This is a genomic window from Pseudomonas sp. BP6, from assembly GCF_017875935.1.
GTDB classification, from domain to species: domain Bacteria; phylum Pseudomonadota; class Gammaproteobacteria; order Pseudomonadales; family Pseudomonadaceae; genus Aquipseudomonas; species Aquipseudomonas putida_Y.
The window spans coordinates 2,037,948-2,057,725 of record NZ_JAGINI010000001.1 but is presented as its reverse complement, the minus strand read 5'-3'; the positions used below and the strand labels follow the sequence as shown (position 1 = coordinate 2,057,725).

At 62.0% G+C, this 19,778-nt stretch carries 18 protein-coding genes; 4 read left to right on the top strand and 14 right to left on the bottom strand.

Annotated elements, in window-relative coordinates; all coding sequences use genetic code 11:
* Positions 1-12: 12 nt before the first annotated feature.
* From peaD to peaA, 4 genes are read right to left on the bottom strand one after another with little or no spacing between them, the layout of a single operon-like run.
* Positions 13-1,134, bottom strand: a complete 1,122-nt coding sequence (peaD, locus tag J3A98_RS09425; protein ID WP_176683380.1) for a quinohemoprotein amine dehydrogenase subunit beta — start codon at positions 1,132-1,134, stop codon at positions 13-15.
* Between the two features lie 31 nt (positions 1,135-1,165).
* Positions 1,166-1,489, bottom strand: a complete 324-nt coding sequence (gene qhpC / locus J3A98_RS09420; RefSeq protein ID WP_014590799.1) for a quinohemoprotein amine dehydrogenase subunit gamma — start codon at positions 1,487-1,489, stop codon at positions 1,166-1,168.
* A gap of 1 nt (position 1,490) precedes the next feature.
* Positions 1,491-2,921 (bottom strand): quinohemoprotein amine dehydrogenase maturation protein, encoded by a 1,431-nt coding sequence (gene peaB / locus J3A98_RS09415; protein WP_064492342.1) that lies wholly within the window; start codon positions 2,919-2,921, stop codon positions 1,491-1,493.
* Between the two features lie 48 nt (positions 2,922-2,969).
* Positions 2,970-4,535, bottom strand: coding sequence for a quinohemoprotein amine dehydrogenase subunit alpha (gene peaA, locus J3A98_RS09410; RefSeq protein ID WP_209965559.1), 1,566 nt, complete (start codon positions 4,533-4,535; stop codon positions 2,970-2,972).
* Between the two features lie 403 nt (positions 4,536-4,938).
* Between peaA and J3A98_RS09405 the strand changes: the two genes are divergently transcribed.
* From J3A98_RS09405 to J3A98_RS09395, 3 genes are all read left to right on the top strand, one after another.
* Positions 4,939-6,432, top strand: coding sequence for an aldehyde dehydrogenase family protein (locus J3A98_RS09405; protein ID WP_209965558.1), 1,494 nt, complete (start codon positions 4,939-4,941; stop codon positions 6,430-6,432).
* A gap of 138 nt (positions 6,433-6,570) precedes the next feature.
* A complete protein-coding gene (locus J3A98_RS09400) occupies positions 6,571-7,884 on the top strand; it encodes a hypothetical protein (RefSeq protein WP_209965556.1) in 1,314 nt (437 codons plus the stop codon).
* A 354-nt stretch (positions 7,885-8,238) separates the two neighbouring features.
* Positions 8,239-9,228, top strand: coding sequence for an RHS repeat-associated core domain-containing protein (locus J3A98_RS09395; RefSeq protein ID WP_209965554.1), 990 nt, complete (start codon positions 8,239-8,241; stop codon positions 9,226-9,228).
* A gap of 57 nt (positions 9,229-9,285) precedes the next feature.
* Here J3A98_RS09395 and J3A98_RS09390 read toward each other — a convergent pair whose 3' ends face one another.
* From J3A98_RS09390 to J3A98_RS09370, 5 genes are all read right to left on the bottom strand, one after another.
* A complete protein-coding gene (locus tag J3A98_RS09390) occupies positions 9,286-10,599 on the bottom strand; it encodes a tryptophan 7-halogenase (RefSeq protein ID WP_209965551.1) in 1,314 nt (437 codons plus the stop codon).
* Positions 10,592-11,269 carry a peptidase S8 and S53 subtilisin kexin sedolisin gene (locus tag J3A98_RS09385; protein ID WP_209965549.1) on the bottom strand — a complete coding sequence of 226 codons (678 nt, stop codon included), beginning with the start codon at positions 11,267-11,269 and terminating at the stop codon, positions 10,592-10,594. The genes J3A98_RS09390 and J3A98_RS09385 overlap by 8 nt, the downstream gene beginning before the upstream one ends.
* Positions 11,259-12,992 (bottom strand): ABC transporter ATP-binding protein, encoded by a 1,734-nt coding sequence (locus J3A98_RS09380; RefSeq protein ID WP_209965547.1) that lies wholly within the window; start codon positions 12,990-12,992, stop codon positions 11,259-11,261. The genes J3A98_RS09385 and J3A98_RS09380 overlap by 11 nt, the downstream gene beginning before the upstream one ends.
* 1 nt (position 12,993) lies before the next feature.
* Entirely contained in the window at positions 12,994-14,904 is a 1,911-nt protein-coding gene (locus tag J3A98_RS09375) for a sigma-54-dependent Fis family transcriptional regulator (protein WP_176683372.1), read from the bottom strand.
* Positions 14,905-15,247: 343 nt separating this feature from the next.
* Positions 15,248-15,484 carry a hypothetical protein gene (locus tag J3A98_RS09370; RefSeq protein ID WP_029380666.1) on the bottom strand — a complete coding sequence of 79 codons (237 nt, stop codon included), beginning with the start codon at positions 15,482-15,484 and terminating at the stop codon, positions 15,248-15,250.
* Positions 15,485-16,231: 747 nt separating this feature from the next.
* Here J3A98_RS09370 and J3A98_RS09365 point away from each other — a divergent pair.
* Positions 16,232-17,029 carry an RHS repeat-associated core domain-containing protein gene (locus J3A98_RS09365; protein WP_209965545.1) on the top strand — a complete coding sequence of 266 codons (798 nt, stop codon included), beginning with the start codon at positions 16,232-16,234 and terminating at the stop codon, positions 17,027-17,029.
* Positions 17,030-17,210: 181 nt separating this feature from the next.
* Here J3A98_RS09365 and J3A98_RS09360 read toward each other — a convergent pair whose 3' ends face one another.
* Genes J3A98_RS09360 through J3A98_RS09340 form a run of 5 tightly spaced genes read right to left on the bottom strand, consistent with a single transcriptional unit; the run spans position 17,211 to position 19,778 of the window.
* Entirely contained in the window at positions 17,211-18,059 is an 849-nt protein-coding gene (locus J3A98_RS09360) for a CsgG/HfaB family protein (RefSeq protein ID WP_176683370.1), read from the bottom strand.
* A gap of 34 nt (positions 18,060-18,093) precedes the next feature.
* Positions 18,094-18,507 (bottom strand): curli assembly protein CsgF, encoded by a 414-nt coding sequence (locus J3A98_RS09355; protein WP_003247970.1) that lies wholly within the window; start codon positions 18,505-18,507, stop codon positions 18,094-18,096.
* Entirely contained in the window at positions 18,504-18,905 is a 402-nt protein-coding gene (gene csgE / locus J3A98_RS09350; protein ID WP_209965542.1) for a curli production assembly/transport protein CsgE, read from the bottom strand. The genes J3A98_RS09355 and csgE overlap by 4 nt, the downstream gene beginning before the upstream one ends.
* Positions 18,902-19,429 (bottom strand): type II secretion system protein, encoded by a 528-nt coding sequence (locus tag J3A98_RS09345; RefSeq protein WP_176683368.1) that lies wholly within the window; start codon positions 19,427-19,429, stop codon positions 18,902-18,904. Before J3A98_RS09345 ends, csgE begins: the two co-directional genes overlap by 4 nt.
* On the bottom strand, positions 19,404-19,778 hold the full coding sequence (locus tag J3A98_RS09340) for a type II secretion system protein (RefSeq protein WP_003247965.1): 375 nt from the start codon (positions 19,776-19,778) through the stop codon (positions 19,404-19,406). Before J3A98_RS09340 ends, J3A98_RS09345 begins: the two co-directional genes overlap by 26 nt.

Sequence of the window (19,778 nt, the reverse complement as noted above, 5' to 3'; positions counted from 1 at the left end):
GCCCACACCGTTTCAGCGAACGAACACCTGCGGCGTCGTGGTAGACATGTCACCACCCGGCAACTTGATGTTCTTCACCTTTTCCAGCGTATCCGGGTTGAACACCGCCAGGTCGTTGAAGGTGCCGCCCAGGTAAAGCTTGTCGCCCTTCTTGTCGAACGTCACGCAGTAGTAGGTGTGCTCCAGATTAGCCGCCTTGATCAGCTTGCGCTGTTTGATGTCGTACTTGGCCAGACGGTTGAGCACGCCGTAGATCTGGTTCGGGTCCTTGGGTGAGCGCAGGCCGGTGAAGTACAGCTCGGTCAGGTCGGCGAACTCCTGGGTGTGGGTCTTGCCGGTCTTCAGGTCGATGCTCAGGTAGCCATACAGCGGTTCGGCGGTGGCCGGGTCCTGCTTGTCATCCTTGAACTTGGCAATGGTGTACAGCATGGTGAACTCATGGCGCGGGCTCTGGTGCGGCCAGAAGTACAGCACATCCGGGGCGCTGTAGCCTTTGCGGTTCCAGTTGCGCAACGGCAGGGCCACCGAGTATTTGCCGGTCTTCACATCCATCTTGTAAATGTCCGGCCCGGCAACGTACAGGCTGCCATCGTCGGAGGCGCGCATCAGATACACCTGTCGCGGCATCGGGAAGGTGCGTACGGGCTTGGCCTGAAGGCCATCAGCGGTGCTGAACACCTCCAGCCGCGGTGGTTTGACCACGTAATGGTCGTTCAGCATCTGGGTCGGGTTGACCGTGGCGTACACCTCTTTGCCATCGGGGCTGATGGCGAACGAGTATATCGACCGGCCAACTTCACCGGCTACGCTGGACAGGTTGGCGTGGAAGGTGTTCTTGCAGGTGTCCAGGTCAATGCCGTAGATGTCGCCGTAATGGTTGTTGAGCACGTAGGCGGTGCGGTTGTCCGGCGCCATCATTGCGGTGCCAGGGCCAAACTTGTCGGGCATCCGGCAGCTTTTGAAGACCGTGTCACTGGCCACATCGACCACATGCAGGTTGTTCGGGTAGTTGGTCACGATCATGTATTCGTGGCCAGCCTTGAGTGCCGGGCCAGTGTCGTCGGCCTGTGCCAGCCCGGCGCAAGCCATGGCGGCGATGGTGAGCGCCAATGGCGCGCAGCGTCCAGCTTTCATGCGGTTTCCCCTTGTCATTCTTGTTGGGCCGTCACTTGTCTTTCGGGAACACGGTGCCGAGGTTGCGCCAGTCCTCTGCCGAGTTGGTCGCCTGGGCGTTCCAGTCCTGGTAGGTGCTCATCATGTCCGGCACCTGGGCCGGCCACCAGCAAGGGTCCGAACAACCATAGAGGTCGGCTTCCATCGGCTGGCACAGCGAGCTCACGCCGCCAAAGGCGTCCACCTCCCAGCCCGGGTCGGTAGTGGCCGTACAGCCTGCCACCGCGCTCATTGCCATCACTTCTTCGACACGGTCTTCGGCGGCGGCCTGCTCCAGGATGCGCGCCTTGTTGTTCAGGGGCTTCAAGTGCTTCATGTCAGTGCGCCTTCCGCGGGGTGATGTAGCGATCGATGAAGGCCGGGTTGGCGGCCATGATGCGGCTGTAGACTTCAATGCCGAAATCCACCCAGTCGCGCATCAGTTCGCAGTAGTGATAAGTCGGGTGCTGCGGGTCGCCGTAGCGCGCATAGCTCTCGTGATAGCAGCCGCCGGAGCACAGGTTGCGAATGCGGCAGCTTTCACAGCCGGTGTTGCTGCGGTCCAGGCGCTGCGACAGAAAGTCGTTGAGCTGCGCCTGCTTCACGCCCTGGTGCACGTTACCGAAGGTGGGCAGGCTGGAGCCGGTGAAGCGGTGGCACAGGTTCAGCTCACCTTCATGGTCCACCGCCAGCATCTTCAACCCGGCGCCACACGGCAGGGCCTTCTTGTGGCCTTCGTGGATGTCGGTGATCAACTGGTGCAGGTTGGAGAAGCCGATGTTGCGGTGCTCCAGTGCCGCCTCCAGGTAGCGCCGGCCGAGTGCCTTCATGTTGGCGAAGACCTGCACCAGCTCTTCGCCAGTGAGGTTGAAGTCGGCCATGTCACCGGAGGTAACCGGGGCAAAGCCAACCTCGGCAAAACCCATTTCGTTGAACAGGTGGTTCCAGATGGTTTCAACGTCGGTAATGCCACGGGTCAGCGTGACCCGCGCGCCCACCGGCCGGCTGGTGTAGCGGGACAGCAGCAGGTCGGCCTTGCGCCGCACCACGTCATAGGTGCCCTGCCCGCCCACGGTGATACGGTTGCGGTCGTGCACGGTCTTGGGGCCATCGATGCTGATCGACAGGCCAAAGCGGTGGGCGTTGAGCCAATCGATGATTTCTTCGGTCAGCAAGGTAGCGTTGGTGGTCATGATGAACTCCACCTGCTTGCCCGCCTCGGCGAACCGCCGCTCGCAGTAAGCCACCATGTGCTCGATCAACGGCCGGTTGGACAGCGGTTCGCCACCGAAGAACACCACGCTGTAGCGCTGCTCGTTGGGTGACTCCTTGAGCAGCATCTCCACCGAGGCTTCGGCGGTGGCGGTACTCATCTTCTTGCCGGCGGAAGGCTTGTCCAGGTCTTCCTTGTAGCAATAGGTGCAGCTGAGGTTGCAGCCGGTGTTGACGTTGAGCACCACGGTGTTGAGCGCGGTGCGCTCGACCTGCCTGAGGGCGATTTCCGGGGTCAGCGGCGAGCCGTCGCTGACCAGCTCCAGCGCGATCAGCTCGCGCAGGGTGTCCTGGATATCCTCGCCGGCAAACTGCTGGCCAAGGCGCTGCATCAGCTCCTCGGCCGAGCAGCCTTGCTGGCGCAAGGTGTCGATGATGCCGCCGGTCACCGCATCAGCGGTGAACAGCGAACTGCTGGGGATATGGAACAGCATGCGGTCGGCATCAACCTGTACTTCGTGCAGGTTGCGTTCGACCAGGTTCAGTAGTACGCCCATGGCGACCTCCCGATAATCGATTCGTTGGAAAACCGTTGCAGCCTGCCGTTATGGCAGCGGCGGGTTGTTCCAGCGCTGTACGGTGACGATCATGTGCCCTTCGCCGGTCTGGCCACCGTCGGCCAGCGTGGCGATGACCTTGAGGTTACCGGCGTTGTTGGTCATCATCTTGCGCTCCGGGTTGGGCCCGGCACCGCCAGGCACGAACACGCCGTCGGCCTGCATCTGCCCGGCGAACTTGACGTCTTCATCCTCGACAGCACGCTCGTTGAACGGCTCGACCCTCCAGCTGGCCGGCAGGTAGCCGATACGCAGCGGCTGGCCATCGGCATCCTTGCCCCAGGCTTCGGCCTCGAAACGCCCCTGCACTTTCGGCACGGAGGCGCCGTTCTCGCCAATGCGTGCGATGGAGAACGCCGGCACGACCTTCACTTCGTCGACCTTGTCGTAAACCGCCAGGTTCACGCCCTTGAGCGCACCTACCGCCACCTCGCGCAGGCCTGGCCTGGCATCGGATGCGGCGCGGGCCTTGACCCTTACCAAGGTCTGGGTCTGCTCCAGCACTTCGGTCACTTCCACCCCGGCGCCCAGGTCCGGCTTGCCAGTCAGGCCGCTGCCAACCAGGGTGATTTCGCTTTCGCCGCCGGCCTTGATGAACGCCGGTTGTACCGCCAGCAACTGCGCCTTGCCTTCCTTCACGGCGCTGAAGTCCAAGCCGCGCTCATCGTGATCGGCTTCGAACATACGGCCTTTCATTTCGCCATCGAGCGCGGCGAACACCTGGCGCAGGTTGGTATCGCCAACCTTCACATTGCCGCGCCATTCATAACCGTTGTACAGGATGGCCGAGCCGCTGCCGTTGAAGGGTGTACCGTCGGCGTAAGCACCCTTGACCTCGACCTTGAAGGAATCGCCCTCTCCGGCCGTGACGCTCATCACCCCACGTACATCGCCCTTGGCCAGCATATGGCCGCTGAATGCCCACTGCCCCGGCAGTACGTCCGCCTTGGGCTTGGCCTTCTGCCATTCGGCCCAGGCCGCGCTTTCCATCGGGTAACGCTTGGCAAGGTCCGGCACCACTTGCTGCAAGGCGATCGGCAACCAGTCGCGGTCACGCGCCTGGGCCTGGTATTCAAGGGACGGCCACTGGCCAAGGTGGAAGTTGACCAGGTGTTCCCACTCCTTGGCCGGGCGCCGTTGCAAGGCGACACGGGCACCCGAGTGGCAACGGCCACAGGTCTCACTGAGCTGGGTGTCGAAGTGCTCGACGGTATTGAGCCGGCGCTCCATGGCGTAACGCACGCCATCGGTTTCGCTGGGCGCCAGGCCCTGTTTGTCGGCCAGGTATTTGACCAGCGTGCGACGGTCGTCGTCGCTGATCTGAAGGCCATGCATCACCTGCATGCGGGCGATGCTCATCAGCCAGCCTTCCGGTGTCTTGCGCTGGTGGCTGATGCGGCTATAGGTGTCGTTGCCTTCGGGGATATGGCACCCCATGCACTTGTTCTGCAACAGGCTCGGGCCCTGCTCGGCCGCCATGGCCTGGGTGCTCAGCAGCGCGGCGGCGACCAGCGCCAGTTTGCCCGCATGCCGCCGGAGTCGAGTCGTCTTCAAGGTCAGACCTCCACGGTTGTTGTTCTTATCGTTTTCGCACGCTTTGGTACAGCAGGTGTGCATGTGACGGTTGTGATACAGGAACTGTGCCAGTTAGGGTAAAAGCGTTTCCTTTCAACCTATTAAGCGGTTTTCGGGGCTTGGCCAGGAGCCGGGATGGCCATTTGCAGCGTGCCATTTCGCGACAGGGTGTTTCATGTTGAGACAGGGCCCGCGAAGAGGCCGAACAGCCACTGTTTCACCACCGTCTCACACCGTCTCAATGTGCAACAACGCAACCCGGCAATCGCAACCTTGCGCTCAGGCAAAACCCAACGCCCACAACGCTTTGCGGCCATCAGCCCAGGTTGGCACGGCCATTGCGCCAGTGCCCGTCACATCCAATGACAAGAGGCACAGCCCCATGCTTTCCGAACTGCCCATCCTGCCCACCACCCGCGCCTTTCTCGAACGCAAGCTGAAGATGCGCATCGGTGCCGACTGGCAGGACGCCGCCAGCGGTCGCACCCTGTCGTTCCGCAACCCGGCCACCGGCGAAGTGCTGGGTGAAGTGCCGGCCGCCGAGGCCGAAGATGTCGACCGCGCCGTGCGCGCTGCGCGCCAGGCCTTCGACGACTCGCCCTGGAGCCGCATGCGCCCACGCGAGCGGCAGAACCTGCTGTGGCGCCTGGCCGACCTGATGGAGCGCGATGCGCGTCAGCTGGCCGAACTGGAATGCCTGAACAATGGCAAGAGCGCCGCCGTGGCCCAGGTGATGGACGTGCAACTGGCCATCGACTTCCTGCGCTATATGGCTGGCTGGGCTACCAAGATCGAGGGTAGCACCGTCGAAGCGTCCATGCCGTTGATGCCCAACGACCAGTTCCACGGCTTCGTGCGCCGCGAGGCAGTGGGCGTGGTTGGCGCCATCGTTGCCTGGAACTTCCCACTGCTGCTGGCCTGCTGGAAGCTCGGCCCGGCACTGGCCACCGGCTGCACCGTGGTGCTCAAGCCTGCCGATGAAACCCCACTGAGCGTGCTCAAGCTGGCCGAGCTGGTCGACGAGGCCGGCTACCCGGCCGGTGTGTTCAACGTGGTTACCGGTACCGGCCTGAACGCCGGCGCCGCGCTCAGCCGCCACCCCGGCGTAGACAAGCTGACCTTCACCGGCTCCACCGAGGTCGGCAAGCTGATCGGCAAGGCGGCCATGGACAACATGACCCGCGTCACCCTGGAGCTGGGCGGCAAGTCGCCGACCATCGTCATGCCCGACGCCAACCTGCAGGAAGCCGCAGCCGGTGCGGCCACGGCGATCTTCTTCAACCAGGGCCAGGTGTGCTGCGCAGGCTCGCGGCTGTATGTGCACCGCAAGCACTTCGACAACGTGGTGGCCGACATCGCCGGGATCGCCAATGCCATGAAGCTGGGCAACGGGCTGGACCCGGCGGTGCAGATGGGCCCGTTGATTTCAGCCAAGCAGCAGGACCGCGTCACTGGCTACATCGAGCTTGGCCGCGAACTGGGCGCCACCATCGCCTGCGGGGGTGAAGGTTTCGGGCCTGGTTACTTCGTCAAGCCGACGGTGATTGTCGATGTGAACCAGCGTCACCGCCTGGTACAGGAAGAAATCTTCGGGCCGGTGCTGGTGGCGATGCCATTCGATGACATCGACGAAGTGATCGGCATGGCCAACGACAACCCCTATGGCCTGGGTGCAAGCATCTGGTCCAACGACCTGGCCGCCGTGCACCGCATGATCCCGCGCATCAAGTCTGGCTCGGTGTGGGTCAACTGCCACAGCGCGCTCGACCCGGCGCTGCCGTTTGGTGGCTACAAGATGTCTGGCGTTGGTCGTGAGATGGGTTCAGCGGCCATCGAGCATTACACGGAGCTGAAATCGGTGTTGATCAAGCTCTGATCTTTTTCCTGTACCGGCTTCTTCGCGGGTAAACCCGCTCCTACACCAGGTATCACATGCCCTGTAGGAGCGGGTTCACTCGCGAAGAGGCCGGCACAGGCAACAAAAAAACAACAATAAAAACCATGGAGCAAACCCATGAGGCACACACTCGCCTGCACATTGGCCCTGCTGTTAACCGCCCCCGCCACCCAAGCCTACGAGCTGTACAACCACGATGGCACCAGCCTCAACGCCAACCTCGAAGCCCTGTTCGGTGTCTTCCACAGCGACGAAAGCTTCAACCAGGCCGGCAACCGCCAACCCGGCAGCACCGCCTGGCAGGAAGGCTACGTAAAATACGGCCTCAGCGGCAGCCAGACCCTGGCCGATAGCGGCACCCTCTACGGCGCCTTCAGCCTGCTCAGTTCCGCCACCTGGGGCGATGGCGACGCCGCCGGCCTGACCTTGGGCGACGAACGCCGCACCGCCACCGAAGACCTGTATTTGGGCTGGCGCTCGGCCAACCTGTTTCCGGCGCTGGGCGAAGATGGCGTCGACATTTCCGGTGGCCGCCAGGTCGTCACCCTGGGTGATGGTTTCCTGATCCAGGGTGACCCGGTCAACCTGGGCAAGGTCGACCTGGGGGGCAACTTCGATCGCGGCGGTGCCTACTACCTGGCCGCGCGCAAGGCCTTCGACCGCACCGCCGTGCTGCGCCTGGGCGGTAACCAGGGCTGGCGCGGTGACCTGATGTGGTTGAAGTCCGACAACCATTACCAAGCCGACACTTCCCTGGCGGTAGCCAACCTGGAGCACGTCGCCGACACCGGTACCGTCGGCCTGAGCTGGATCCGCGGCCTCGACGTGGACCAGCGCTACGCGCAGATCATGGGCCTGGAACACCGCGACGGCATGGACACCGCCAGCCTGCGCGGGCGCGGCAACCTGGGCGTCAAAGACCTGGAGCTGGCCGCCGAGTACGTGACCCAGGACAAGACCGGCGGGCGCGAGAATGCCTGGTACCTGGAGGGCAACTGGACCTTCTCCCAATTGCCCTGGTCACCTACCGCCACCTATCGCTACAGCCGCTTCTCAGAAGGCTTCGACCCGCTGTTCTATGGCCTGAGCCGGGGCTACGGCACCTGGTTCCAGGGTGAAGTGGCAGCCAACTATGCCGGGCCGTTCAACAAGAACAGCCAAGTGCACCATGTAGCGCTGAAGGGCAAGCCACGGGACAACCTGACCGTCGGCGCACTGTATTTCGACTTCGACACGCTGGACACCGACCAGGGCAACCTTGGCGGACGCGAGCTGGACCTGTATGTGGAATGGATGGTCAACGACCACCTGCTGATCAGCCCGGTGGTGGGGTTCTACAAGCCGGAGCGCAGTGCGGCCAATGGCGGTACGCAGCTGGGTGGGCGGGATACCGGGACTTACCTGCAGTTGATTGTCGGGACCTTTTTCTGATTAGAAATCCCGGGCCGCTTTGCGGCCCATCAGCACATCTGCCAAACCAGGCGTTCAAGCGTAATGGCTCGCCGATTTTTTGCTCATACTTTTCATCCTGCAGTACCTGACCGGCACACCGCGAGGAAGCCCCCATATATTGGTTAATACGCTCGTGGTCCGCCTTGTCGCGCCCAGACTTTAATGTCTTCGGGCAATGTAGGCAGCAATTTAACACTCGACAATCAACCGGGTGAATTTATTGATCGAGCCACGAACGAGTGAGCTCTGAGCTTCAGCAGGCAATGCCTCCATAGACCCTGTCAATTTTGCCAGTAGCTTCTTGTCTCTCAAGCTGCACATCATTCATCTCCCATGGATGATTTTCTGAGAGAACCGGAGATTGACATGAGATTTTTTTATCAAGGCGCACATCAACATAGCTGCATCGAGAAAACCACTGCCCGTACAGCTTTTCGCCAGGGCGAGCAACTGCTCGCACTGCAGCAATCAGGTTTGCTGCCGCGTACCTCGTTAATGCCAACAGACGTGGCCAACTCCGTTTTTGAACATGAACGCAGAGCTATCGCCTATTCCCCTTATGGCCATGACGGACTGAAAAACCCCATCTATTTCGGATTCAAAGGAGAATACCGCGATACACTCACGGGAAATTATCTTCTGGGCAACGGCTACAGGCTATACAATCCGGTTATTATGCGATTCCAAAGTCCCGATCATGATGCTCCATTCGATCGGGGTGGAATTAATGCCTATACCTACGTGTTGGGCGACCCCATAAACTTACGAGACCCTTCTGGGCATCAACCCATCGGTATCGGAAAAATAGCCTTTAGCTATAAAGGCTGGGCTGCGAGGTTGGATGATCTTGCAGTTTTCTGGACCTCGGACTTGTCAAGTCCCACCGGGCTCGTCTTGAACATCTACGGGCATGGAGCACCAGGAAAAATTCAGATAAGTCGGGGTAACATGATATCGGGTACCAAGATGCTAGCGGCCCTCAACGATGAGCTGGGCATCGATGCTTCCCAACAACCCATCCATCTAATCTCCTGTTACTCTGCAAACCGTCCTCATGGCGGTGGACTTTCGATGATGGAACAACTCATGAACAAGACTCAATCATCTGTGACGGGATATCAGGGCCCCGTACACGTCCGTGAGGTGTATACCCCTGACCGCTATGCAATCGAAATTGTCGAATCCAACACTTTCAAGCCAGGTTCAGAAAACCATAAGAAATTTCTCTACCATCCGGTGACAATTTCTCCAGGCAATATAGAGGCCTTAGCTCTTCACCCCAGGGATAATTACTCATTAAGCAATAACATCAGACGGCCGTAAGAGTGAACGTGCCACCCCATGACCCAGACCTCAAGTGCGGTGTCCAGTAGAGCTGATTTACCGCTTCGTGATCTCAAACCAAGCCAACCCCTGCTCCCTTAGCCACCGCCGCACCCTCCTCTGCTGTTCACCCGCAAGCCCCGACAACACCGCCTCAACAGGCCGCCCACTGCGTATTTGTCGCACCACAGGCGCCAGTTCCACCCCCTGCAAATGCCACACCCCCAACGGCTGATCCGCTGTCACCACCACCTCGGCCGCATCCACCAGCCCATCACGCAGTACAGGCCGCCGCTCAACCCGCACCGCTTGCCAATCAGGCGCCTCATGCAGGGGTTGCGCATCCGGCCAACCCTGGCGCCGGGCCCAGAACGGTTGCCCCACCCGGCTTTGTTCCTGGGCATAGAAATCCCGGCCAATGCGGGCAAAACGCAAGAACAGCTGCTCGACCCGCTGCTGGTGAAACTGCCGCGCCAGCTCGGCCCGCTCAGGCCTGCGCAGCAACGTATTGATCACCACCGGCGCCTGCAATGCCGAAGAGAGCGACTGAAAAATCCCGTTGCCCGACAGCGGGTCAACGGCCATCGCCGCATCGCCCACCCGGATCCAGTCCTGCCCGACACATTCTCCTGCCAGAATGGCGGTACTGCTGCGTGCATGCACCTGTGCCGGTATCAATGCCTGATCGTCGAACAGTTCGGCGACCAATGCGCTGCGGCCCCGCAACATAACGCAGTACGCTGCCAACCCAGCCTTTCCCGGCAGCCCGGCAGCGTCCTGGGTGACTTGCCAGTAACAGCGGCCATCTTCCAGCCGTGCCATCCACGCCCAGCCATCCTCCAGGCTTTCCACCGCCGACGCAGGCGCACCCGGGCTACCTTGCCAGACATTGAGCAGGCTGACCGTTTCCGGCCCACGCAGGCGGTCTGCGGCCAGGGGTGCCTGGCGGCCTCGGGCCTCGACCAGGAAATCAGCGCTCAGCACCTGCCCATCGTCCAGGCGCACATGATGACCGCCCCCCTGCACGACCTCACGCACCCGCCCCTCGACCACACTCACGCCTGCGCGCTGAAGGTCTTCGCGCAGCGCTTGGTCAAAACGTTGCCGGTCGAGCAAAAACTCCTGGTTCATCTGCAGATGCTGGCCATTCCAGTGCACCTGGCGGGTGGCCGGCATGGCCGCCTGGCTCAAGGCCCCGCCCAGGCCTGCATGACGCAAGCCCTCCAGCACCCGCTGCGAAACGCCTTCTACGGCCGCGAAACGGCGCCACTCCGACACCACCGTCACGGTGTAACCCAGCCGCCGCAAGCCAATGGCCGTGGCGGCACCCGCAGGGCCGGCACCCAGCACCACAATGCGCGGCTCAACCATGGCTGGGCCCCCGACGCTCTGGGCCGATGAACGCCGCGTGATCGCGCAACCAGTCATGGACCTGCTGGCGATCCCTACCCGGCTCGTCACGCAGCAAAGCCGCAATCCTTCCGCTCAAAGCTGCACAGCCCAAGCTCGCACCCGCTCGGCCGCCCGCCCCCACATAACCGCCAAAGTCCGCCTGTCGGGTGCCAAGCCAGGACCACTGGCCGGGCGCACAACGCGCATCACCGGTCAATCGAAATACCCCAGGGTAGCTGGCCGGGTACACCGGCCCACCCTGCGCCGGGCTGGATGCACACAACAGCACGCCAGCTGCCAGCGCCTCGGCACAAGCCTGATGCAGCACGGGCCGGTCCTGCTGCAAGCCCAGGCTGAGATTGACCAGCGTGGCCCCCGATTCCACCAGCCACAGCAATGCGGCAGCCACCTGCAACGCACTGGTGCTGGCCTGGGCACTGAACACCTGGGCCACCAGCACCGACACCGGACCGGCCTCGTGTTGCAAGCTGGCGAGCACTGCACTGCCGTGCCCAAGCGGGTCGGGGAGCATTTCACCTTCGCGCAACTGGCCGTCTTCCAGCCAGAAACGGCGGGCGTCCAGCAAGCCGTTGGCCTGCTCCGGCGAGCAGCCGCTGTCGATGATACCAACGCGCACGTCAGTGCCCATGATTGATCACCTCCTGCGCCAGTACCTGCAACTGGCCGTCATGCAGTTGCAGGTGCAGGTCGGCATCGGCCAAGGTCGAAGCCCGGTGGCTGATCAGGATGCGCGTGCGGCCGGAGAACAGTTGGTCGATGGCCGCGATCACTTCACGTTCGGTGGCTTCGTCCACCGCCGAAGTGGCCTCGTCCAGCACCAGAATCGCCGGGGCCTGCAACACTGCACGAGCAATGGCGATGCGTTGTTTCTGCCCCCCGGACAACTGCTGGCCGCGCTCGCCCAGCAAGCCATCCAGGCCCAACGGCAGGCTGTCGACCAGGCTGTCCAGCCGCGCCAGGCGCACCACCCGTTCCAGTTCATCACGGCTGACCTCGGGCACGCCATAAGCCAGGTTCTGCGCCAGGGTGCCACGGAACAGCACGATGTCCTGGCTGACCACGGCGATTCGCCTGCGCAGTGCAGCCAGATCAAGGTCGCGCAGATCGACGCCGTCCAGCAGGATGCGCCCGGCGTCCGGGTCGTAAAAGCGCTGCAGCAGGTCGATCAGGGTTGACTTGCCCACCCCGGAGGCACCGCTGATGGCGACTTTCAGGCCACCCGGGATGCTCACCCGCACGTTGTTCAGTACCGCACCCTGACGCCCCTCATGGGCAAAGCTCAGCGCCTCCAGGCGCAACTCGCCGGGGCCATCGGGGATGGGCTGCGGGTTGGCGGTCTGATGCACCGCTACCGCTTCCTGCTTCAGTTCCATCACCCTTCCCAGGCTGACAGCCATGCGCTGCACCGCCACGTACAAGCCCAACAGGCTCTGCACCGGCCCAACCGCCATGCCCATGTAAGTAGAAAAAGCGATCAACGCGCCCAGTTGCCAGGTGCCCTGGATCACCCACCAGCCACCGACCAGGAACGCACAGGCGCGGCACCACGAGGTGAGCGTGCCGGGGATGGCCTGGGTGAAGAATTCGGTCACCTGCACCTTCAGCAACTGGCGCATGTAACCTTGCCCAAGCTGGTCCAGGCGCCCTGCTTCCCGGCCTTGCTGGCCGGCCGCCTGAATGAACTTCATCGCCGGCAGGGTCTCGACCAGGAAAGACGACACATCCGCCGAGCGCTCACGCAAGTTGCGCACTTCGCGCTCCACCTTGCGCCGCATCCAGCGCAGCCACAGCACTTCGATCGGCACCAGCAGCGCCAGCAACAGCGACAACTGCCACGACAGCATCAGCATCAACGTCACCGCGCCCACCAGGCCGATCACCGCCGACACCGCCGAGAACAGCGAGTCCACGGCAAAGCGCTGGATCTCTGCCACATCGCCATCCAGCCGCGAAAGAATGTCGCCGATACGCCGCCGCCCGTAAAAGGTCGGCGACAACTGCTGCAGATGGCGGTAAAGATCGTCGCGCAAGGCGAACAGGATGCGCCCCGACAAGCGCGTATGCAGGTAGCGGTTGACGCCGGACAGCACCGTGCCCAGCAGGCCCGCGCCGATCATGATTGCCGCCATGTGCCAAAGCGTCTGGTAATCCTTGGCCAGCAGCCCTTCATCGATCAGGGTCTTGACCAGCCAGGGCTGCGCCAGCGCCAGCAGCGATGCACCCAGCGACAAGCTGAGCAACAGGCCGATGGCACGCCGATGGGGGCGCACGAAACCATACAGCCAGGCCAACGCCTGGCGCATGAGTACAGGGTCGCTGGAATCCACCAGCCTTGCGAACAGGCCGCCCACGTCAGCCGCGCAACTGCTTGAGCTTGCGGTACAGCGTCGCCCGGCTGATACCCAGTGCCGCGGCGGCGGCCGAGACGTTGCCCTGGTGGCGCGCCAGGGCACCGCGAATCTGTTCCAGTTCACTGTCCTTGAGGCTGCCGGAGGGCGCTGTGCTGCTGGCCAGTTCGTCCAGCAGGCAGTCGGTAAGGTGATCGAGGGTCAGCACCTGCTCGCCATCCTCGCGCATGGCCAGCGCGGTGCGCACCACCATTTCCAGCTGACGGATGTTGCCAGGCCAGTCGAAGCCTTCGAGCAACGCGGTCAACGCCGGGTCGAGGGTTACACCACGCGCATCGGCCTTGTCCAGCAGGCCCTGGATGATCGCCGCCAGGTCCTCACGTTCACGCAGGGCCGGCAGGCGCAGCGACACGCCGTTGACCCGGTAGAACAGGTCTTCACGGAAGTGTTGTTCCTGGACCAGGCGCTTGAGGTCGCGGTGGGTGGCGCAGATCAGCGCCACGTCGATGTCCTGCTCGTCACCCGCCCCCAAGGGTGCTACGCGGCGCTCCTGCAGTACCCGCAGCAGGCGTGCTTGCAGGGCGAGCGGCATGTCGCCGATTTCGTCGAGGAACAGCGTGCCACCATGGGCCTGCATCAGCCGCCCGACCATGCCACCGCGCCGCGAACCGGTGAAGGCGCCCTCACGGTAGCCGAACAGCTCGGACTCGATCAGCCCTTCGGGAATGGCCGCGCAGTTGACCGCCACGAACGGTTTGTCGGCACGCGGGCTGGCCTGGTGCAAGGCCCGAGCGACCACTTCCTTGCCGGTACCGGTTTCGCCCAGCAGCAGCACTGGCAAACCGTTGCCCAGCCCCTGGCGAGCCATGCGCAGGTTGCGCGCCAGGCGTTGATCACCACCGGCCAGAGCATCGAGTGCAGGCGACTGTTTGCTCAAGGCCGGCTTGCTGGATGGTGTGCTGGGGGTTACCCGGCCATGGCGCGGCAGCTGTAGGGCACGGAAATAGAACTCGCCTTTGGCCGTCTGCACGCTGCTGACCCCGCCCTGCCACAGGCGAGCGATAAAGGCCGGGGAACGTTCGCCCAGCAGGTCGGTGCTGCGCCGCCCAATCAGTTCGTGACGCGGCACCTGCAACAGCTGGCAGGCACTGTCGTTGGCAGCCAGCACTTCGCCGTCCAGGCTCAGGGCCAACAGGCCGTGCCAGGCACTGTTGAGGTACTGCGGGCGGCTGTGGAAGGCCAGCACCAGGTGCTCCGGATGGCACAGGCCAAACAGGCGGCTTTCAATGTTGCCGGCCGCCAGCATCAGGGTCGACAGGCTGTCCTGCGGTTGCGCCATCACCCCTTCGCGGGTGATGTCGAGCACGCCGATCACCTCGCCGCGCGGGTCGCGCAATGGCACGGAAGTACAGGAGAACGGGCTCAGGCGGTCAAGGTAATGTTCGCCGCAGTTGATCAGCGTCGGCCGGCCTTCGACCACGGCCGTGCCGATGGCGTTGGTGCCACGCAGCGATTCGCTCCAGCAACTGCCAGGGTGCAGATCGCGCAGGCCCTCGCGCTGCAGCACGTGCTTCTGGCCTTCGATGGCCAGCACGTTGGCCTGGGCGTCGCCGAGGATGACGATGCCAGCCTTGCCCTGGCGCGCGACCAGATAGTCGAGTTCAGGGGCGACGGCATCGATCAGCAGGCGGTTGCGCTCCAGCAGCAGGCGCAGGTCATGGCCCTGTTCCAGGCCCAGGCCGACCTGTTCGCCCTGCAGACAGTCCAGGCCGTGGCCCAGGCTGCGGCGCCAGGAGGCGTCGATCTCGTCGCGCAGCATCCCTAGCGGTAGTTCGCCTTCGCTGGCCAGCTTCAGGCGGGCCTCGCGGGATTCGTGCAGCGGGTCGTGGGCGTTTGTTATTAGTTGTCGCGCCATTTTCTACTCCGGCTGTGCCCCGCAATGTGACGGGGTACGGGCTTGGGAATTTTCCGCAGTGTGCGGGAGAAATGGCTGGGCGTCATCTGGTAGTGGATGGATTGGGGTGTAGCTGGCCAGGTTACTTGAAGCTGGCGCAATCCCTGTGGAAGCTGGCTTGCCGGCGATCACCGGCGTTGCCGGTGCGATCCACCGCGTCGCCTGCTTCGCGGGCTTGCCCGCTCCCACAGGGTTCGCACCAAGCCTGAGGACTGCGCTGTACCTGTGGGAGCGGGCGAGCCCGCGAAGAGGCCCTCGAGGTCAATCAGGGATATCGATCGCTATCACCAATACCCAAGCCCCGTCAGGCACTCGACGCCGCCTTCCGCCCAGCCAGCTGCTGCCTCTCAACCCCATCCAGCAACGCCTCCACCACCGCCTTGGCCGAATCCAACCCATGGTCATTGCTCAACAGCAGATCACGGCAGGTGCCCTTGGCCAGTTCCAGCGCCTTGAGGTTGGTCGCAAACGCCCCTTTCAGCAGCGTGGACAGGTGCACCAGCGCATCTTCGTAATCCACGCCCGAACGAACCGCGAACAACGGTGGATGGCTGCATTCGCAGGTGGAAAAACTGGAGGCCGCCGTGGTGGCGCGTACAGGAGGATCAGGTAAGCCTTTTGTCATTGTGTCGCTCCTTGATTCACTGGAGTCGCCACACAACGTGACCAAACGAATGGGTGGCGACTGTACGCGGGTTGGTCAACCGGGAATCAAGGAAACCGGCGCGCACGGAGGCGCCCCACGCACAGCCGCCATAAAACGAAACAGCCGGGCACAAAAAAGCGCCAACTGTATCGCAGAGCGGGCGCTTGTGCGCCTTGATGATTGCGGGTGACCAAACCCGACTGCTGGATTGACAGCAGCGGGCAAAGACTACCGAGGTCAGGGAAGGGTTTCAAGCTGAGGGCATGCGCAGTAACACTTCTGTTGCCTGATCGCACTCCTGGCCGGCTGCTGCGGCCGATGTGGGAGCCTTGTGTCGCGATAGGGCTGCGATGGCGCACTCCTTTCAAGGTGATCGGTGAGGCCTGGACGAAAACGCCGGAGCGATTCCCTATCAATCCGCACCATCTCATTCGGGGACCGTCCCCCCTCGCGGGCCATACTTACCAGATCCTCTTTGAGCGCCGGAGGCGATATTAGGTAAAACTGTGAGAGCCACTGGCATGGATTAACCCGCCCCCACACCCCAACAGTATATGTCAACTGTTAAAAATAACGATTGCGGCCCGTTATTCACTAATCTATATATACCTACAATATTAAATAAACCAGGGGCAATGATCGATGCTACGCTATACCCCCTATGGTTGGCACATGGCGGCTAACCACTCAACCCTCGCATTCAACGATCAGCCGCTCGATAAAATATCCGATGGATATTTACTTGGGAATGGTCGGCGCGGATACAAGCCGTGCTTGATGCGCTTTTGTTCGCCGGACAATTTAAGTCCATTTCAATCAGGCGGCATCAACAGCTACGCCTACTGCCAAGGAGACCCGATCAACTTTGTTGATCCAAGTGGCCATTCCAGCGTTCTGCCACTACAAATTCTGGCCGCGCAAAAATTACCGCCTTCGTCAAGGCTAGGAAATTTAAGAGCATCCAACCTGCGGTCATCCCAATTAATGTATGATGATTACATAAAAATATTAAACAAAAAAAAGCCAAACCTCTACACCATGGAGAGTCTCGAAATATTCAAGGGACCACACACAGAAGTCATGATCAAAGCGTCGGCACGTGATGCTTACTTTTCGGTTAGAAGCAAAGATTTCAGCCGTCTGGTAATAAAGAAGCACCGAGACCGCTTAATATTAGCAGGTATCGACGAAGTTACACTAGAGCAACGAGACCAAGCTAGAGATGCGATATATCTTGGCAAGCCCCCGACAGACCCTGAAATCATACCACTATACCGTGGATTGCTTGAGATCAGTAACCTATATGCCCCCCCTACAGTGGGTTCCACTACTCTACTCAGCAGGCCAAGTGCGCTTCACGGGCGCAACTATCAGGAGCAGGTAAAAATACTAAGAAACAGAACGCACTCATCCCATTTCAACTTCTCACTAACTCAATGAAAGCCGATCGCCTAGCCGGTAGCTTGTACTATTGCCTGCATCGAACAAGCCAAAGTCTCGAAATGCTTTAGGGAAACTCCAATCAAGTTGCCCGAAACCTGAAATTCGCAATGTTTTCAAGCAAATTCAGCACAGGTCAGGCGGCCTGTGCTGAATTGATCAGAGCTTCCCTAACAGTCAATCACGGCTGCAGATTCTGGCTCAAGAACTTGTCCACCGTGGCCTTGCCATCAGCTGGATCCCCCGCCACCTGCCACAGCCGCCGCTCGATCCCCTGCGCCAGCAAGTGCCCCACCGCCGCTTCGATCGCCGACAGCACGCACAGCTGCGCCGGTTCATTGGTGGTATACCCCACCTCGGCTTCCAGCAGCTTCTTGAACTCGATGAACTTGAACACCCCGGCACTGCGCCCTACCGAATAGATGGTCTTGCTGGTCATCACGTTGGCCAGCACCTGCCCGGTGCGCACGTCCACGGCGCGCAGGTTGACGGTGACCTGGTCCACCCGGTACTCGCGGGAGATGTCGATCCCCAGGTAGCGGGCACCTTCGCCACCGCTGCGCACGTTGGTGTCGTAGGCGATGATGCCGCCTTCGAGCATCAGGTTGGCGGCCTGCAACGGTGGCAGCTCGCCCATGATGTTTTCCGCCACATCCGGCTTTTTCTGCGATGCACGGATGATCTTGCGCTCGGTCAGCAGGTTCTGCAGCCCTTCACGCTCCAGCACCACGAACCAGCCGCTGGCACTCAGGGCATCCATCAACATGCTGGCCGCGCCCTGGGTGACGCTGGTGGAGAACGAGCTGGCCGGGTTGGGCTTGTACTGCCCGGTCTGGTCGCGGAAGCCGTACACCACGGCCATCAGCCGGCCTTTGGGGCGTGGCATGTTGATCAGGTCGTAGTAGGTCGAGGCCCTTGGGGTCAGGGTCGGGGTTTCCGAGTCCTGTTCAGCGGGCATCGGTTCGCGCAGGCCACAACCTTGCAGGCCCAGGGCGGTGAGGATCAGCAGCGTGCTCAGCAGACGTTTCATGGTGTTCTCTCCCCAACATAAAAGCCCTTCCCTCTCAGGGGTTCAGGCCGCTGACCTCAATGATCGAAATTTCTCCTGTGGCACGATCGGTGACCTTGATGCTCAAGGCCCCGGAATCGTCGATGACGTCAATGAGAAACGCATCGGTCGCCATGCTGCCGGTGTTGCCGTTGCTGATGTTGTCCAGCAACTGCGACAACATCCGCGACTCCAGCTGGTTGCTGAAGCGCTCAAGGGCTGTGGTGCCGGTAAAGGCCGAGGCACGGTCCTTGAGGTCCGGGTCGTCGTAGTCGTTCTGCGCCTGGGCGTTGTTCAACAGCCAAGTGCCGTTCAACGGGTTACCGCCAAAGGCCGGGTTGACCGGGGTGTACACCAGCTCGGTGGCCTGGGCAGCACAGGCGCTGGCCAGCAGGCAGGCGGCAATGCAACGTGGAATGCGGTGGTTCATAGCTCGTCCCTCTCCAAGTCGGTGGTGTCCTGTAGCAGGCGCTGCAGCTTGCGTTGAATGATCTGCTGCTTGACCAGGTCGGCGGCGGCGACGGCCTCGTCTTTGAGCTCGGTGGTGTTCGGTGGCAGGAACCGGCGATACACCACTTCACGCTCGAACTCCACCGTCACCAGGCTGCCCCAGCGGGCATCGGGGCGTTCGCGTACCACCAGGTTGAAGTCCAGACGGCTGGTGGCGCGCAGGCGGTCGGCGAAGTAGTAGTAGAACTCGTGGCCGATGTGCGAGATGGTGTTATCGACGATAAAACCCTGCATCTCGTCTTCGGCACCCGCCTTGGCGCAGGTGGCCACCCCTGCCATCAGCAGCAGGCTCAGGCACAGCGCAGCCAGGCGCTTCATGGCGTGTCTCCCGGGCCCGCATTCGTCTGCACACCGCGTGCACTTTCGGTAAAGGCCTGCTCGGCGACGAACTGCCAGTCGCTGTAGTGTTCCAGCCCCTCGAAACCGCTCCATTCGGCGCTGAAGCCACTGCGCTTGAAAGGGGTAGCGTCCGAGCGGCTGTAGACGCCAGTGATACGGCCGTCGATCGAGCGCAGCAGGCCCCACTCGTCGCTGTTGCTGATCGGGTCAGGGTAGAGCCTGCGGATGTGCCGTTTGGCCTGCGGGAAGCGGTTGTCCTGCAGCAAGTCGGCCAGATCCTGGGGGTACTGGGCCAGCCCTGGCGAGGCGCGGTAGTAGCTGCGCAAGGCCTGGGCATACTGGCCGCCGACCCACAGCAACTGGCGTTCGCGGTCGCGCTGGGCGGCGCTCGCCCAGATCGTGCCGGTGGCGGCCAGGGCCACGCTGCTGACCGCAATCAGCAGCAGCACACCGAGGTAGGTGAAGCCGTCATTGGCCTTACCATTCAGCGAAGAGGCTGCCATCACGCGCCCTCCCTGTGGCACCGCTCTTGATATCGGCCACACCGCCGGCCACGCCCTCGGGCGGTGGCACCAACTGCCAGGCATCGCTGCGCTCGGTGATCGGGTCGACCGGCGTGTTGCGCAGGTAACGTTGTTCCACCAGTTGTTCCAGTGAATCGGGGTAGTGGCCGGTATCACCGTAGTAGTGGTCCAGCGCCTCGCGCAGCACTGCCAGGCTTTGACGCAGGGTGGCCTCGCGCGAGCTTTCCAGGCTGTTGAAGTAGCGCGGCATGGCGATGGTCATCAGCGTGGCGATGATCGCCATCACCACCAGCAGTTCGATCAGGGTGAAGCCTTTGCTGCGTTTCAT